Raw genomic sequence first — 15256 nt, forward strand, 5'->3', positions numbered from 1 at the left:
CACTAACCTTTCAGCTGGATTTCGCGGGTTTCGGGCTTCACAGCGGCGGTTGCGGCTGTAAACTCCGCGGCAAAGAGTGGCGTCGGCCATCCCTGAATGAGGTAGAGATCCATGCGTGTTCTGCTCGTCGAAGACCATTTGCAACTGGCCGAAAGCGTCGCCCAGGCGCTCAAGAGCACCGGTCTGACCGTGGACGTGTTGCACGATGGCGTGGCCGCCGACCTGGCGCTGGGCAGCGAGGAATACGCGATGGCGATCCTCGATGTCGGCCTGCCGCGCATGGACGGTTTCGAGGTGCTGGCGCGCCTGCGCGCACGTGGCAAGAACCTGCCGGTGTTGATGCTGACAGCGCGCAGCGATGTGAAGGACCGCGTACACGGCTTGAATCTCGGCGCTGACGATTACCTGGCCAAACCGTTCGAACTGACCGAGCTCGAAGCCCGGGTCAAAGCCCTGTTGCGGCGCAGTGTGCTCGGTGGCGAGCGTCAGCAGCGCTGCGGCGTGCTGGCCTACGATCTCGACACCCGGCGCTTCAGTCTCGGCGAAGAACTGCTGACTCTGACCTCCCGCGAACAAGCCGTGCTCGAAGCGTTGATCGCCCGCCCGGGCCGGGTGATGAGCAAGGAGCAACTCGCCGCACAGGTGTTCGGTCTCGACGAAGAAGCCAGCCCCGATGCCATCGAAATCTACGTGCATCGTCTGCGCAAGAAACTCGACGGCCAACCGGTGGCGATCGTGACCTTCCGTGGCCTTGGTTACCTGCTGGAAAGCCGCGATGCATAAGCCCAGCAGCCTGCGCTGGCGGTTGCTGTGGAACCTCGCGTTGTTGCTGGTGGTGTTGATGGTCGCCAGTGGTCTGAGCGCGTACTGGAACGGGCGCGAAGCTGCCGACACGGCTTATGACCGAACCCTGTTGGCCTCGGCGCGAACCATTGCCGCCGGCCTGTCGCAGCGCGACGGCACGCTCAGCGCCGACGTGCCCTACGTGGCGCTGGACACCTTCGCTTACGACAGCGCCGGGCGGATTTACTACCAGGTCAACGACATTCACCAGAAGCTGATTTCCGGCTACGAAAACCTGCCCGGACCACCACCCGGTACGCCAAGAACTGACGATTATCCAGCGCTCGCGCGCTTCTATAACGCGACCTATCGCGGGCAGAACGTGCGCGTGGTCAGCCTGCTCAAAGCGGTCACCGAGCCGAACATGAATGGCATGGCGGAAATCCGTGTCGCGGAAACCGATGAGGCGCGGGTCAGCATGGCCCGCAGTCTGGCGGCCGATACGCTGCTGCGTCTGGGCATGCTCGCGATCGGCGCCCTCTTGCTGGTGTGGTTCGCGGTGAGTGCCGCGCTGCGCCCGCTGGAGCGTTTGCGCACGGCGGTGGAGGAGCGTCAGCCGGATGATTTGCGGCCGCTGCCGCTGGTGGAAGTGCAACATGAATTGTGGCCGCTGGTGCGCGCGCTCAATCACTTCACCGAACGCTTGCGCGGGCAGTTCGAGCGGCAGGCGCAGTTCATCGCCGATGCCGCCCACGAACTGCGCACGCCACTGGCGGCGTTGAAGGCGCGGCTGGAACTGGGGCTGCGTTCGTCTGAAGCGGAAACCTGGCGCAGCACGCTGGAATCCTCTGCGCAAAGCACTGATCGCCTGACCCATCTGGCCAATCAACTGCTGTCGCTGGCGCGGGTGGAAAACGGTGCCCGGGCGATTGCCGAGGGCGGCGCGCAACTGCTCGATCTGAGTCAGTTGGCCCGCGAACTGGGCATGGCCATGGCGCCGTTGGCTCATGCGCGCGGAGTCGCGCTGGCTCTGGAGGCGGATGAGCCGGTGTGGCTGCGCGGTGAGCCGACGTTGCTCAATGAGCTGCTGAGCAATCTGGTGGACAACGCGCTGGCGCATACGCCACCGGGCGGCAACGTGATTCTGCGGGTCGCGGCGCCGGCGGTGCTTGAAGTTGAAGATGACGGGCCGGGGATTCCGCTGGAGGAGCGTGATCGGGTGTTTGAACGCTTCTATCGGCGCAATCAGCAGGTCGCGGGGTCAGGGTTGGGTCTGGCGATTGTCGGAGAGATCTGCCGGGCGCATCTGGCGCAGATCACCTTGCACGATGGAGAACAGGCCGGTTTGAAGGTTCGGGTGAGTTTTATTGCTGGATAAATGTGGTGTTGGTGCGGGCCTCTTCGCGAGCAAGCCCGCTCCCACAGGGGGTCCACGCCGTACACAAATCCCCTGTGGGAGCGGGCTTGCTCGCGAAGGCCGCGCCGCGGTTCCGGATCAGTAAAACATCGTCCGCGATTCTTCCAGATCCGCGCACAACTCCTTGTTCTCCGGATCGATCCCAAGCTTCCTGAACGCCGGCACGCTGAGTGGGTCAATCCGCGCAATCGGATGATCGCTGTCCTTGTGACAATACAGACTCGCCACCTGCACCAGATCGACGTAATCGAGGTGCGCCGAGTCGCGTTTGAAATCCAGATACAGCCCCGGCAACGCCACCAGTTGCTCGGGAAATTCCCAGACCCGCAACAGCTTGTCGCCCAGCAGCGGGTGAATGTGGTCGATCACATGGTTGAGGCTGACCGGGTCTGACAGCAGTTCGTAGTGATCTTCGGCGTAGGTCAGGATCGGCAATACGCCGATCTGATGCACCAGCCCGCCCAACGCCGCCTGATCAGGTTTGAGTTGGGTGTGCCGACGGCACAGGGCGTAGCTGACGCCGGCGATCTCCAGGCTCTTGCGCCAGACTTCGCGCATCTTCTGTTCGACCACCTCGGAGCGGGCGTGGAAGATCTGTTCCATCACCAGGCCGATCGCCAGGTTGCTGCTGTAGTTCACTCCCAGTCGGGTGATCGCGGTGTGCAGGTCGGTGACTTCCTGGGTCGCGCGCAGCAACGGGCTGTTGACCACTTTGATCAGGCGTGCCGACAGCGCCGTGTCGCGGCCAATCACTTTGCTCAGGTCGCTGACACTGATCTCCGGGTCTTCGGCAGCCTTGCGAATTTGCAGGGCCACTTCCGGTAATGTTGGCAGAACCAGGTCATCGTTATCGATGGCCTCAACCAAATCCTGTTGGACCTTATCCGCCAGCTCGCTCATGTAGATTCTCTAGGGTGTTGCAACAAAAGCTGCGATCAGCGCTGGATTTCGCGGTCGCGATCCAGTTCGTAGGGCAGGTCGAGCAAATGCAGGGCTGGCCCTTCGAGGTCGCCCAGGTGCAGATCACCCGCTTCGGCAGCTTCGGCCTGCAACACCGCCAGCAGTTCAATCTTTTCTGCGGCGCGGGCGGCAATCACCACTTCGCCGATGGCGCTGCTGTGGCTTGGGGCGAACAGCGGGGTGCCCGGCTCTGGCAGTTCAGTCGCGTCAAGTTCTACGCGATAGAGGCGACGCTTGAGCTTGCCCAGGTACTGCATGCGCGCGACGATTTCCTGGCCGGTGTAGCAACCTTTCTTGAAACTCACGCCACCGACGGCCTGCAGGTTGAGCATCTGTGGGATGAACAACTCGCGGGTGGTCGGCATGACCTGACCGATACCGGCGCGAATCTGCCCCAGCAGCCATTGGTTCAATTCGCCTTCAGGCAGGGCGGTGGCCAACTTGGCTTTGATGGCGTCGGCTTGATCGGCCGGTACCCAGAGTTCGGCGCGATCCGGCGAGACGCGAATAGCGATCAGGCCTGCGCTGCGCACTACGCTGTCGGTTTCGCTTGGCAGGCTCAGACCCAGGCTGGCCAACGCGGCGTCGCCGTGCTCCAGGCCAAAACGCACCCAGGCGGCGCTTTCGTCGGTCAGTTTGGACTTGGAGAACACCGCGTACTTTTTCAGATCCGCCAGTTGCGGCTCCAGCAGTTCACTGGCCATTGCCAGCAGCACGCCGTCACCTTCGAGCAGAATGCGGAAGCTCGACTGCATCCGGCCTTTTTGCGTGCAGCGCGCGCCCAGGCTGGCCTGGCTGTCGCTGAGGTAATTGATGTTGCAGGTCAATTGGCCTTGCAGGAATTTGCCGGCATCCACGCCGCGAACCGCGAGTACGCCTTCATGAGACAGGGTGCAGAAAAAAGCAGAATCGGCCATGGGTCATCGCAGGGTAAAAAAGTCTGGGGCACATCATAAGGGCGCGTTGTTGAAATGGGTAGTTGATAAAGGATCGGTGGTGCCCGACCAAAGCCGACTGTGCGACCCGCGCCGGGGCTGTATACTGCGCGCCTATTTGAGGAGGGCTCCATGGTCGAACAAGTTGAACTCAATCGCCTCTTCTGGCACAGCCGCCGCGGCATGCTGGAACTTGACGTACTGCTGGTGCCGTTCGTGAAAGAGGTCTATCCGCACCTCAACCAGGTCGATCGCGACTTGTATGTCCGTCTGCTGACCTGTGAGGATCAGGACATGTTCGGCTGGTTCATGGAGCGCAGTGAGTCCGAAGACCCTGAGCTGCAGCGCATGGTCCGGATGATCCTGGACCGTGTTCAGCCCAAGTAATACGTTCGAATGCCGCTGGCATGCCTCTCGGCAGTTGCTGGCGGCGTATCTGTTGACCCAGGCGTTCGCGCTGGGTGTGTTGTTTCTCCTGTCGATTCCACTCTGGGCCTGTCTGCTCGGGGCCTTCGCCTGTCTGCTGCACGCCGTGTGGGTGTTGCCACGGCAGATTCTGCTGACGCATCCGCAGGCTTTTTGCCGATTGCGCCGCGATGCCGATGGCTGGCAATTGTGGAATCAGGCGGGCGGCTGGCAAGCAGTCCAGCTGCGCCCTGACAGCCTGGCGTTGCCGTTGATCGTGGTGCTGCGCTTTCGTTTGCGCGGGGAGCGGCGGGTGCGCTCGATCTGTGTACCGCGAGACTCGCAGGCAGCGGATGTGCACCGACGCCTGCGAGTGCGGCTCAAGTTCAGCCGGCGTAGGTGGGCGGCACCAGAATAGTGTCGAGCGCCTCGGGCAGCAGGTTCGGGTAGTCGAGGGTGTAATGCAGACCGCGACTTTCCTTGCGCTCCATGGCAGAGCAGATCATCAGTTCGGCGACTTGCGCCAGATTACGCAGCTCGATCAGGTCGCGGCTGACTTTATAGTTGCTGTAGAACTCGTCGATCTCGTCCAGCAACAGACGCACGCGGTGCTGCGCTCGTTGCAGGCGCTTATTGGTGCGCACGATCCCCACGTAGTCCCACATGAAGCGGCGCAGCTCGTCCCAGTTGTGGGCGATGATCACGTCTTCGTCGGAATCGGTCACCTGGCTGGCGTCCCACTCGGGCAGGGCGGTTGGCGCGGTGACGTCATCCAGTTGTGCAAGGATGTCCGCTGCCGCCGAGCGGGCATAAACGAAGCATTCGAGCAGCGAGTTGCTGGCCATGCGATTGGCCCCGTGCAGGCCGGTGAAGCTGGTTTCGCCGATGGCGTATAGCCCCGGCACGTCGGTACGACCATGCTGATCGACCATTACCCCACCACAGGTGTAGTGCGCCGCCGGCACGACCGGGATCGGCTGTTTGGTGATGTCGATGCCGAAACCCAGGCAACGTTCGTAGACGGTCGGGAAGTGGTTTTTGATGAAGGCTTCAGGCTTGTGGCTGATGTCGAGATAGACGCAGTCGACGCCCAGCCGCTTCATTTCATGGTCGATGGCGCGGGCGACGATGTCGCGTGGCGCCAGTTCGGCACGTTTGTCGAAGCGCGGCATGAACCGTTCGCCGTTGGGCAGCTTCAGGTGCGCGCCTTCGCCACGCAAGGCTTCAGTGATCAGGAAACTCTTGGCCTGCGGGTGATACAGGCACGTAGGGTGGAACTGGTTGAATTCCAGGTTCGCCACTCGGCAGCCCGAGCGCCAGGCCATGGCGATGCCGTCACCGCAAGCGCCGTCGGGGTTACTGGTATAGAGGTAGACCTTGGCGGCGCCGCCGGACGCGAGGATCACGAAGCGTGCGCCGTAGGTGTCGACTTCGCCGGTCGCGCGATTCAGCACATAGGCGCCGAGGCAGCGCTCGCCACTCATGCCCAGACGGCGTTCGGTGATCAGATCAACGGCAACTCGCTGCTCCAGCAGTTCGATGTTGCTGCGTTCTCTGGCTTGGGCGAGGAGGGTGGTGAAAATCGCTGCGCCGGTTGCGTCGGCGGCATGGATGATGCGTCGATGGCTGTGGCCGCCTTCGCGAGTCAGGTGGAATTCGAAACCGCCGTCTTCGGTGCCGGACTGTTCGTCGCGGGTGAACGGCACGCCCTGGTCGATCAGCCACTGGATGGCTTCGCGGCTGTGCTCGACGGTAAAACGCACCGCGTCTTCATGGCACAGACCGCCGCCGGCGTTCAGGGTGTCGTCGACGTGGGATTCGACAGTATCGGTATCGTCCAGCACGGCAGCGACGCCGCCCTGGGCCCAATAAGTCGAGCCGTTGGCCAGATCACCTTTGCTCAATACGGCAATGCGCAAATGACCCGGCAAGGTCAGCGCGAGACTCAAACCGGCAGCGCCGCTGCCAATCACCAGAACATCGTGTTGAAACTGTTGGCTCATTTCAGGATTCCGCTCAAAGCGACCCGGATCGGGGGTGGCGCAGGACAGCTGGATCGGCGAGTCAAGACAGCCACACAGCCCACTAGTATATAGAGGGGTGGAGCGGCACAATAGCCGAGCTCGTATGGCATTGTGAAACTACTGTGACGACAAAAGCTTGACGTTTCGTCGGACGTTTTTTTCTGTCGTTTTGGGAAAAGGCGACTGTATCGAGGATGAAACAGGCTTTTTCAGCACGCGGTTGCTCAATGTCGCTTCAGCACGGCTATAAATAATTGGAACTTTTGCCAGAGGCCCAAGATCAATAGTCAGTTGCCAGAAGCACGGGACAGTGTCGGCTTCAATGCAGAACCTGCGATTGGGTTTTTGCCGGCGAACCGATGACAAGATTATTCGCGCAGCCGGTTTATCCCGCGCTGCGTTTTTCGTGCGTGCCAAATCAGAGCCCGCAGGAAACTTGCCTGGAGGGGGAGAACTTTTGCGAAAAGCCCGAGTCTATGTTTGCAAGTCTGGTCGTTTAGTTATGCAAGCCTCCTCCATGCTTATCGAGGAGTGTTCATGCTAACCCAGGAAGAGGATCAGCAGCTGGTCGAGCGCGTTCAGCGTGGCGACAAGCGAGCTTTCGATCTGCTGGTGCTGAAATATCAGCACAAAATTCTCGGGTTGATCGTGCGTTTCGTGCACGACACCCATGAAGCCCAGGATGTGGCTCAGGAAGCCTTTATCAAGGCCTACCGAGCGCTAGGAAACTTTCGCGGAGACAGCGCGTTCTATACGTGGCTTTACCGCATTGCCATCAACACGGCAAAGAACTATCTGGTTTCACGCGGCCGCCGGCCGCCGGATAGCGATGTAAGTTCTGAAGACGCAGAGTTCTACGACGGCGATCACGGCCTGAAGGATCTCGAATCGCCGGAACGCGCTTTGCTGCGGGATGAGATCGAAGGCACCGTCCATCGAACCATTCAGCAACTGCCAGAGGATTTACGTACGGCTTTAACTTTACGTGAATTCGATGGTCTGAGTTACGAGGACATTGCGAGCGTCATGCAGTGTCCGGTGGGTACCGTGCGCTCCCGGATTTTCCGCGCCCGGGAGGCCATCGATAAAGCCCTGCAGCCGTTGTTGCAGGAAAACTGAGACAGCGGCGACAGCCAAGAGAGGAACGCCATGAGTCGTGAAGCCCTGCAGGAATCGCTGTCCGCAGTGATGGATAACGAAGCGGACGAACTGGAATTGCGTCGAGTGATCAATGCACTGGACGATGTTGAAACCCGTGAGACCTGGGCTCGTTATCAGATCGCTCGGGCAGCCATGCACAAGGATCTGCTGCTTCCGCGTCTGGACATTGCTGCGGCAGTTTCTGCTGCGCTGGAAGACGAAACGGCTCCAGCCAAAGTATCCCGCGGCCCTTGGCGCAATCTGGGTCGTCTGGCCGTTGCGGCTTCGGTGACCGTTGCGGTACTGGCCGGTGTGCGCCTGTACAACCAGGACGAAATCGCTGGCGTCGAACTGGCCCAGCAGTCCAATCAGCCTTCGCTGGTTGCGCCTCAGGTCAAAGGCCCGGCTGTTCTGGCAGGCTACAAAGAAAGCTCGGAAACCACAGGCCCGATGGCCAACGGCGTTCTGCAAGGTCAGCCAGGCTGGCACGATCAGCGTCTGCCAGGCTATCTGCGTCAGCATGCCCAGCAAGCTGCGTTGAAAGGTACTGAAAGCGCTCTGCCTTATGCGCGTGCAGCAAGCATGGAAAACCGTTAAGGAGGATCATGCGCGCCATACCTCTACTTTCGCTTCTGCTTAGCGGCTGGTTCATTGTTCCAGCCCATGCCGACGAGGCCCAGGATTGGCTGATCCGCCTGGGTCAGGCGGAGCAGCAGCAAAGCTTCCAAGGCACTTTCGTATACGAGCGTAACGGTAGTTTTTCTACCCACAATATCTGGCATCGTGTCCAGAGTGGTCAGGTCCGCGAGCGTTTACTTCAGCTCGACGGCTCGGCTCAGGAAGTCGTGCGTGTTGATGGGCATACTCAATGCGTCAGCGGCACTCTGATTGCGGGGTTGGGAGACTCTCCCAACTCGACCGCTCGTTCGCTTGATCCCCAAAAGCTGAAAAACTGGTATGAGCTTGCCGTCATCGGCAAGTCGCGCGTGGCCGGGCGTGATGCGGTCATCGTATCGTTGACGCCTCGCGACCAGCATCGTTATGGTTTCGAACTGCATCTGGATAAACAGACCGGATTGCCACTGAAGTCGTTGTTGCTCAACGATAAAGGGCAGCTACTCGAGCGTTTCCAGTTCACCAGCCTCGATACCGCTGATGTCCCGTCGGACAAAGACCTTCAAGCTGGCGCCGAGTGCAAGGCCGTCACTATTGATAGTGACAAGGCGTCTGCCGTGAAAACGGCTCAGGTCTGGCATTCCGACTGGCTGCCTCCGGGTTTCGTGCTGACCAGCAGTACTTCACACAAAGATTCCGAAACCAAAACTCAAGTCAGCAGCCTGATGTATGACGACGGGCTGGCGCGGTTTTCAGTGTTTCTTGAGCCGTTGAACGGTGCAACAGTGACCGATACCCGCACGCAGTTGGGGCCGACTGTCGCAGTTTCCCGCCGCCTCACTACGCCTGAGGGTGAGATGATGGTGACGGTGGTCGGCGAAATTCCAATCGGCACGGCCGAGAGGATTGCCCTTTCGATGCGCAACGATGGCGCTGCAACCAGCAAGCAGTGAGCTGATTTCAGTCATTTCCACTTCTTCTTCGAGACGTAGATGAAATGTTTGCTCAGCATTTTCATTTGCAAATCACCCGAAAGTTTTTTATAGGTCAGAGCCTCACGGCTCTGGCCTTGTCTGTTGTTCCCGGAACAAAAATACCGGCCCGCGGTTCCCGGTGTTCCTTGCTCCATATCGCTTAACCCTGCTCGTCGTAACGGGAGCTGTATGTCGATACTTAGCTTGAAGTCTTATCTCTCCATTTTCGCCACCGTGCTGGTGCTGGGTCAGGCTGTCCCCGCTGCCCAGGCGGCCGACCTGCCGGATTTCACCCAACTGGTTGAACAGGCCTCGCCTGCAGTGGTGAACATCAGTACCACGCAGAAGCTGCCGGACCGCAAGGTGAACCAGCAGATGCCTGACCTGGAAGGCTTGCCGCCGATGTTGCGCGAGTTCTTCGAGCGTGGCATGCCGCCTCAGCAGCGTTCGCCGCGCGGCGATCGTCAGCGTGAAGCGCAATCGCTCGGTTCGGGCTTCATCATTTCCTCCGATGGCTACATCCTGACCAACAACCATGTGATTGCCGATGCCGACGAAATCCTCGTGCGTCTGGCAGATCGCAGTGAAATGAAAGCCAAGCTGATCGGCACCGATCCACGCTCCGACGTGGCCCTGCTGAAAATCGATGGCAAGGATCTGCCGGTGCTCAAGCTCGGCAAGTCCCAGGACCTGAAGGCGGGTCAGTGGGTTGTGGCAATCGGTTCGCCGTTCGGCTTTGACCACACCGTGACCCAAGGTATTGTCAGCGCCGTCGGCCGTAGCCTGCCGAACGAAAACTACGTGCCGTTCATCCAGACCGACGTGCCAATCAACCCGGGTAACTCCGGTGGCCCGCTGTTCAACCTGAACGGTGAAGTGGTCGGGATCAACTCGCAGATTTACACCCGTTCCGGTGGCTTCATGGGGGTGTCGTTCGCCATTCCGATCGACGTGGCGATGGACGTTTCCAATCAGCTGAAAAGCGGTGGCAAAGTCAGCCGCGGCTGGCTGGGCGTGGTCATCCAGGAAGTGAACAAGGATCTGGCCGAGTCGTTCGGTCTTGATAAGCCGGCCGGTGCGCTGGTTGCGCAGATTCAGGATGACGGTCCGGCAGCCAAGGGCGGCCTGCAAGTGGGCGACGTGATCCTGAGCATGAACGGTCAGCCGATCGTCATGTCCGCCGACCTGCCACACTTGGTCGGTGCGCTGAAAGCGGGCGCCAAGGCCAGCCTCGAAGTGATCCGTGACGGCAAACGCAAGAATGTCGAGCTGACTGTCGGTGCGATTCCGGATGAGGACAAAGAGCTGGCTGCACTGCCGAAGTCGGGTGCGGAAAGCAGCAGCAACCGCCTCGGTGTTTCGGTGGCGGAACTGACCGCTGAGCAGAAGAAAACCTACGACCTCAAGGGCGGAGTGGTGATCAAGGAAGTTCAGGACGGTCCTGCGGCTTTGATCGGTCTGCAACCGGGGGACGTGATCACTCACCTGAACAACCAGGCCATTGGCTCCACCAAGGAATTCGCCGAGATCGCCAAGGCGCTGCCGAAGAATCGTTCGGTGTCGATGCGCGTCCTGCGTGAAGGTCGCGCGAGCTTCATCACCTTCAAACTGGCTGAATAACCCGGTTGCGGTGAAATAAAAACCGCCTCGAAAGAGGCGGTTTTTTTATGCCTGAAATTTTTATATCGCTGATGAAAACTCAGCCCATCATGTCCTTGATCATGCGCTCCTGCTCCATCAGCTCGCGCTGGCGTGCATCGATCCGCGAGGACAGCGGGAAGTTGCTGCCCGCCTTGCGCTTGGCAAAATCAAGCTGCTGGATCGCCTGACGATAATCGCCGACCAGCGCGAAGTACTCGGCGCGGGCCTGATGCAGACCAATGATGTTGCCAGAGAGGCCACGGGTTTCGGCGACCTGATACCACACGTCCGGATCGTTCGGACGGGATTTGAGCAAGCTGTCGAGGGCTTTCTCGGCGTCGGCGGTGCGATTCTGTTTCAGCAACAGATCGACCCGAACCTGATTCAGCGGGTAATTGCCCGGATATTGCGTGAGCATGCGGTCAACCCGCGTTTGCGCATCCGGCAGGCGGTTGTTGGTAATGTCCAGGTCGATCTGCGCGAGGTTGTAGATGATCTCGTTGGGTGACTTGGCCAGCAGCTGTTTGAGATTCTCCCTGGCTTCATTGAGCTGGCCGCCCTTGATCTGGGCGATCGCCAGGCCGTAGCGCGCCACGTCGTTTTTCGGATTCTCATCCAGTTGTGCACGAAAGCGCTTGGCGCCCAGTCCCGGGGTTTCTTCGTAGATCAGCTGAACACGGGCGCGGATCAGCTGATAGCGCATGCTGTCTTCGATGCCGCCCGTTGGCGCTTGTTCTGCACGGTTACGGGTGTCGGCGATACGCGATTCGGTCACCGGGTGAGTCAGCAGAAATTCTGGCGGCTTGGCGTCGAAGCGGTATTGGCGCATCAGACGTTCGAACATGGTCGGCATCGAGCGCGGGTCGTATCCGGCCTTTTCCAGGTTGAGGATGCCGATACGGTCGGCTTCCTGCTCGTTTTGGCGCGAGAAGGTACGCTGCGACTGAATGGCTGCGGCCTGAGTGCCGGCGATGGTCGCGATCCCGGCATCACCGCCACCGGCGGCGGCAATCACGATCCCCGCGAGCAGCGCCGCCATCATCGGTACCTGCATCCGCTGCGAAGCTTCGACGCCGCGCGCGAAGTGGCGTTGCGACAAGTGAGCCAGTTCGTGGGCCAGTACCGAGGCGTATTCGCCTTCAGTCTGCGCGTTGAGGAACAGGCCACCGTTGACCCCGACCACGCCACCCGGCGCCGCGAAAGCGTTGAGTTGCGGGCTGTTGATCAGAATGAATTCCAGGCGACGATCGGTCACCTGGCTGGTTTCCACCAGCTTGTAGACGCTGGATTCGACGTAGTCTTTGAGCTGCGGATCGTTGAGCTGTGCAACCTGACTGCGCAACATGGCCAGCCAGGCGCGGCCCAACTGGTATTCCTGTTGCGGAGAGACAATGGCAGAACTGGCGTCGCCAAGTGACGGCAGATCGTCGGCAAAGCCCGGTGAGGCGAGCAGGCAAGCGAGCGTCAGCAGGGTAGGGCGCAGAAATGTCATGCACAAAGCCTTAGAAGACAAAGACCTTACTGTAGCCGGACACCGGGCTTGCGACCAGATATTCTAGGCGCCTCAACCACCTGAACCGGAGTGACGCAATGACTGACGCTGTAGCCCATGACTGTGAATTGGACGCCAGTGGCCTGAATTGCCCGTTGCCGTTGCTCAAGGCCAAGATGGAACTCAACAAGCTGCCCAGCGGCGCGGTGCTCAAGGTGATCGCCACGGACGCGGGTTCGCAGCGCGACTTCCGCACCTTTGCCCGTCTGGCCGGTCATACGCTGCTGCGCGAAGAAAACGAAGCAGGCGTCTACCGTTACTGGTTGAAAAAAGCCTGAAGCCGACAGCGTAAAAGACCTAAGGATTATTGATGTTCAAAGTGTTACGCGACTGGATTCAGCGCTACTTTTCCGACGAAGAAGCGGTGGTGCTGGCGGTGCTGCTGTTTCTCGCCTTCACCGCGGTGCTCACGCTCGGTGGCATGCTCGCCCCGGTATTGGCCGGGATGGTGTTGGCGTATCTGATGCAGGGGCTGGTGCTCGCTCTTGAACGCATGCGCTTGCCTGGTGCGGCGGCGGTGGGGCTGGTGTTTGCGCTGTTCATGGGCGTGTTGCTGGTGTTCATCGTGGTGGTCTTGCCGTTGCTGTGGCATCAGTTGATCACGCTGTTCAACGAACTTCCGGGCATGCTCGCCAAATGGCAGTCGCTGCTGCTGTTGCTGCCGGAGCGCTATCCGCATCTGGTCTCTGACGAGCAGGTGCTGCAGGCCATCGAAGCGGCGCGTGGCGAAATCGGCAAGTTCGGCCAATGGGCGCTGACCTTCTCGCTGTCGAGCCTGCCGCTGCTGGTCAACATCATGATCTATCTGGTGCTGGTGCCGATTCTGGTGTTTTTCTTCCTCAAGGATCGGGCCATGATCGGCGAGTGGGTGCGCGGCTATCTGCCCCGTGAGCGAGCGCTGATCACCCGCGTGGCGCAGGAAATGAACCGGCAGATCGCCAACTACATTCGTGGCAAGGTCATCGAGATCGTGATCTGTGGCGGCGTGACCTACATCGCGTTCGTCGCGCTCGGCCTCAACTATGCGGCGCTGCTGGCGTTGCTGGTCGGGGTGTCGGTGGTGGTGCCGTACGTCGGCGCGGTGGTGGTGACCGTGCCGGTGTTGCTGATTGCGTTGTTCCAGTGGGGCTGGAGCGATCAGTTCATCTATCTGATGGCGGTCTACGGGATCATTCAGACCCTGGATGGCAACGTGCTGGTGCCGTTGCTGTTTTCCGAGGCGGTTAACCTGCACCCGGTGGCAATCATTTGTGCGGTGCTGTTGTTTGGCGGGTTGTGGGGGTTCTGGGGCGTGTTCTTCGCAATTCCGCTGGCGACGCTGTTCAAGGCCGTGCTGGATGCGTGGCCGCGCAAGGAGCCGGTTGTGGCTCCATTGCTTTAGAGCCGAGCTATTCGCTGAGGCTTATTGCCCCTTCGCGAGCAAGCTCGCTCCCACATTTGAAATGCATTCCAAATGTGGGAGCGAGCTTGCTCGCGAAGGCGTCAGTGAAAACGACGCAGAAATATCAGGCCTTGTTCAGCGCCTGAGCCGCAGCCAGCACCGCATCCACATGCCCCGGCACTTTCACGCCGCGCCATTCCTGGCGCAGCACGCCATTCTTGTCGATCAGGAATGTGCTGCGATCAACGCCCAGATATTCCTTGCCATACAGTTTCTTCAACTTGATCACGTCGAACAGCTGGCAGACGGCTTCGTCCTTGTCGCTGATCAGCTCGAACGGAAATTCCTGCTTGCACTTGAAGTTCTCGTGAGACTTCAGGCTGTCGCGGGAGATACCGAAAATCTCGGTATTAGCGGCCTGGAACGCCGCGTACTGGTCACGAAAACCCTGGCCTTCGGTGGTGCAGCCGGGGGTGCTGTCCTTCGGATAGAAGTAGATCACCACTTGCTTGCCCTTCAGGGCGGACAAGCTGACGGTCTGCCCGCTGGTGGCAGGTGCTTCGAAATCCGCAACCGGTTGGTCGATGACAACGGCCATGAAAGCTTCCTTACATTGGGTTTTGTGGGCGCCAAGGTTCGATCAGCGCATCCAGGTTCATCGCGTCGGCGAAGTCCAGGAACTGGTCGCGCAGCCAGCTGATCTGGGTGCCGGCCGGCAGCGTTACGGTGAACGTGGCGTTGAGCATGGTGCCGCCAGTCTGCGGGGCCTGATAGGTATCGCAGGTCAGGTTTTCCAGCTCGACGTTGTGATCCATGAAGAACTGGCACAGCTCGTTGATGATGTCCGGGCGATACGCCGAGCTGACATAAGCCACGTACGGCAGGGCCTGCGGACGGTTTTCCAGGGCCGCGCTGCGTACCACGTTGACGGTGAATGCGTGGCGCTTGGCCAGGGTCGGCAGGCTGCCTTCGAGGCGGGCCAGCGCGTCCCAGCTGCCGGAGATTTCCAGCACCAGGGCGCTGCATTCGCCATGGCGAGTCAGGCGGGAGGTGACGACGGCGCAGCGATTTTCATGGCTGGCGCGGCACAGGACGTTAGTCAGCTCCATGGGGTTGGCGCCAAGGGCACTGATGACAAGGAATTGTTCGCGAACTGTGGGGGTGGACATGCAGCATTCCTAAAGCGATGAGCGGTCGGTAGGTCGATGGGCGTTGGCCGTCGGGAAGCGTCTGCGCGTGCCCGTTCAGAAAGCCCCGGGCCGTGGCTCGCAATTCGCTCCAATAAAGGCGGAGCATGCAGCAGCGACACTGGAACGGGGCCTGGGAGGCCGAAAGGGGAGGCTGGAACCCGGCGTACAAGCTGATCTGTACCGATCAAAGTCTGAAGGGTAGCGAAAACCGACGCCAAGGGGAATGGCGGCGCAGTACT

The 15256-nt window shown here is 60.2% G+C and carries 16 protein-coding genes; 10 read left to right on the forward strand and 6 right to left on the reverse strand.

The genetic code is table 11. The features are described from left to right. Positions 1-111: 111 nt before the first annotated feature. Both ACOYXI_RS26195 and ACOYXI_RS26200 read left to right on the forward strand, forming a co-directional pair. On the forward strand, positions 112-783 hold the full coding sequence (locus ACOYXI_RS26195) for a response regulator (RefSeq protein ID WP_003222545.1): 672 nt from the start codon (positions 112-114) through the stop codon (positions 781-783). Further along, entirely contained in the window at positions 776-2161 is a 1386-nt protein-coding gene (locus ACOYXI_RS26200) for a sensor histidine kinase (RefSeq protein ID WP_461675462.1), read from the forward strand. Before ACOYXI_RS26195 ends, ACOYXI_RS26200 begins: the two co-directional genes overlap by 8 nt. Before the next feature lie 117 nt (positions 2162-2278). On the opposite strand, the gene ACOYXI_RS26205 is transcribed toward ACOYXI_RS26200, so the two are convergent. Continuing rightward, positions 2279-3100, reverse strand: coding sequence for an HDOD domain-containing protein (locus ACOYXI_RS26205; RefSeq protein ID WP_027614457.1), 822 nt, complete (start codon positions 3098-3100; stop codon positions 2279-2281). Between the two features lie 35 nt (positions 3101-3135). Then, positions 3136-4077, reverse strand: coding sequence for a CAF17-like 4Fe-4S cluster assembly/insertion protein YgfZ (gene ygfZ, locus ACOYXI_RS26210; protein WP_134785623.1), 942 nt, complete (start codon positions 4075-4077; stop codon positions 3136-3138). A gap of 150 nt (positions 4078-4227) precedes the next feature. Between ygfZ and ACOYXI_RS26215 the strand changes: the two genes are divergently transcribed. Beyond that, the gene (locus ACOYXI_RS26215; RefSeq protein WP_003222550.1) at positions 4228-4482 is read left to right on the forward strand and encodes an FAD assembly factor SdhE; all 255 of its coding nucleotides are present in this window, start codon (positions 4228-4230) and stop codon (positions 4480-4482) included. Beyond that, positions 4466-4918: a protein YgfX gene (locus ACOYXI_RS26220; RefSeq protein ID WP_097086670.1), complete on the forward strand. Its 453-nt coding sequence runs from the start codon at positions 4466-4468 to the stop codon at positions 4916-4918. The genes ACOYXI_RS26215 and ACOYXI_RS26220 overlap by 17 nt, the downstream gene beginning before the upstream one ends. On the opposite strand, the gene nadB is transcribed toward ACOYXI_RS26220, so the two are convergent. After that, positions 4887-6503: an L-aspartate oxidase gene (gene nadB, locus ACOYXI_RS26225; RefSeq protein ID WP_098967664.1), complete on the reverse strand. Its 1617-nt coding sequence runs from the start codon at positions 6501-6503 to the stop codon at positions 4887-4889. The genes ACOYXI_RS26220 and nadB overlap by 32 nt on opposite strands. Positions 6504-7061: 558 nt before the next feature. Between nadB and rpoE the strand changes: the two genes are divergently transcribed. The 4 genes from rpoE (at position 7062) to ACOYXI_RS26245 (ending at position 10873) form a co-directional block, all read left to right on the forward strand. After that, the gene (rpoE, locus tag ACOYXI_RS26230; RefSeq protein ID WP_003172477.1) at positions 7062-7643 is read left to right on the forward strand and encodes an RNA polymerase sigma factor RpoE; all 582 of its coding nucleotides are present in this window, start codon (positions 7062-7064) and stop codon (positions 7641-7643) included. A gap of 30 nt (positions 7644-7673) precedes the next feature. Further along, positions 7674-8261 (forward strand): sigma-E factor negative regulatory protein, encoded by a 588-nt coding sequence (locus ACOYXI_RS26235; RefSeq protein ID WP_003222558.1) that lies wholly within the window; start codon positions 7674-7676, stop codon positions 8259-8261. Between the two features lie 8 nt (positions 8262-8269). Continuing rightward, positions 8270-9232 (forward strand): MucB/RseB C-terminal domain-containing protein, encoded by a 963-nt coding sequence (locus ACOYXI_RS26240; RefSeq protein ID WP_098967666.1) that lies wholly within the window; start codon positions 8270-8272, stop codon positions 9230-9232. Positions 9233-9442: 210 nt separating this feature from the next. Then, on the forward strand, positions 9443-10873 hold the full coding sequence (locus ACOYXI_RS26245) for a DegQ family serine endoprotease (protein WP_098967667.1): 1431 nt from the start codon (positions 9443-9445) through the stop codon (positions 10871-10873). Between the two features lie 79 nt (positions 10874-10952). Here ACOYXI_RS26245 and ACOYXI_RS26250 read toward each other — a convergent pair whose 3' ends face one another. Beyond that, on the reverse strand, positions 10953-12386 hold the full coding sequence (locus ACOYXI_RS26250) for a M48 family metalloprotease (protein ID WP_135295140.1): 1434 nt from the start codon (positions 12384-12386) through the stop codon (positions 10953-10955). A gap of 98 nt (positions 12387-12484) precedes the next feature. Here ACOYXI_RS26250 and ACOYXI_RS26255 point away from each other — a divergent pair, with 98 nt between their 5' ends. Further along, positions 12485-12724: a sulfurtransferase TusA family protein gene (locus ACOYXI_RS26255; RefSeq protein ID WP_098967669.1), complete on the forward strand. Its 240-nt coding sequence runs from the start codon at positions 12485-12487 to the stop codon at positions 12722-12724. A 32-nt stretch (positions 12725-12756) separates the two neighbouring features. Then, complete coding sequence (locus tag ACOYXI_RS26260) at positions 12757-13827, forward strand: AI-2E family transporter (protein WP_003222568.1); 1071 nt, start codon at positions 12757-12759, stop codon at positions 13825-13827. Between the two features lie 124 nt (positions 13828-13951). Here ACOYXI_RS26260 and ACOYXI_RS26265 read toward each other — a convergent pair whose 3' ends face one another. Then, positions 13952-14425, reverse strand: coding sequence for a peroxiredoxin (locus ACOYXI_RS26265; protein WP_003222570.1), 474 nt, complete (start codon positions 14423-14425; stop codon positions 13952-13954). 10 nt (positions 14426-14435) lie between these two features. Continuing rightward, on the reverse strand, positions 14436-14996 hold the full coding sequence (locus ACOYXI_RS26270) for a glycine cleavage system transcriptional repressor (RefSeq protein WP_007963284.1): 561 nt from the start codon (positions 14994-14996) through the stop codon (positions 14436-14438). Positions 14997-15256 lie beyond the last annotated feature (260 nt).

It is taken from the genome of Pseudomonas sp. G3-19, from assembly GCF_054855875.1.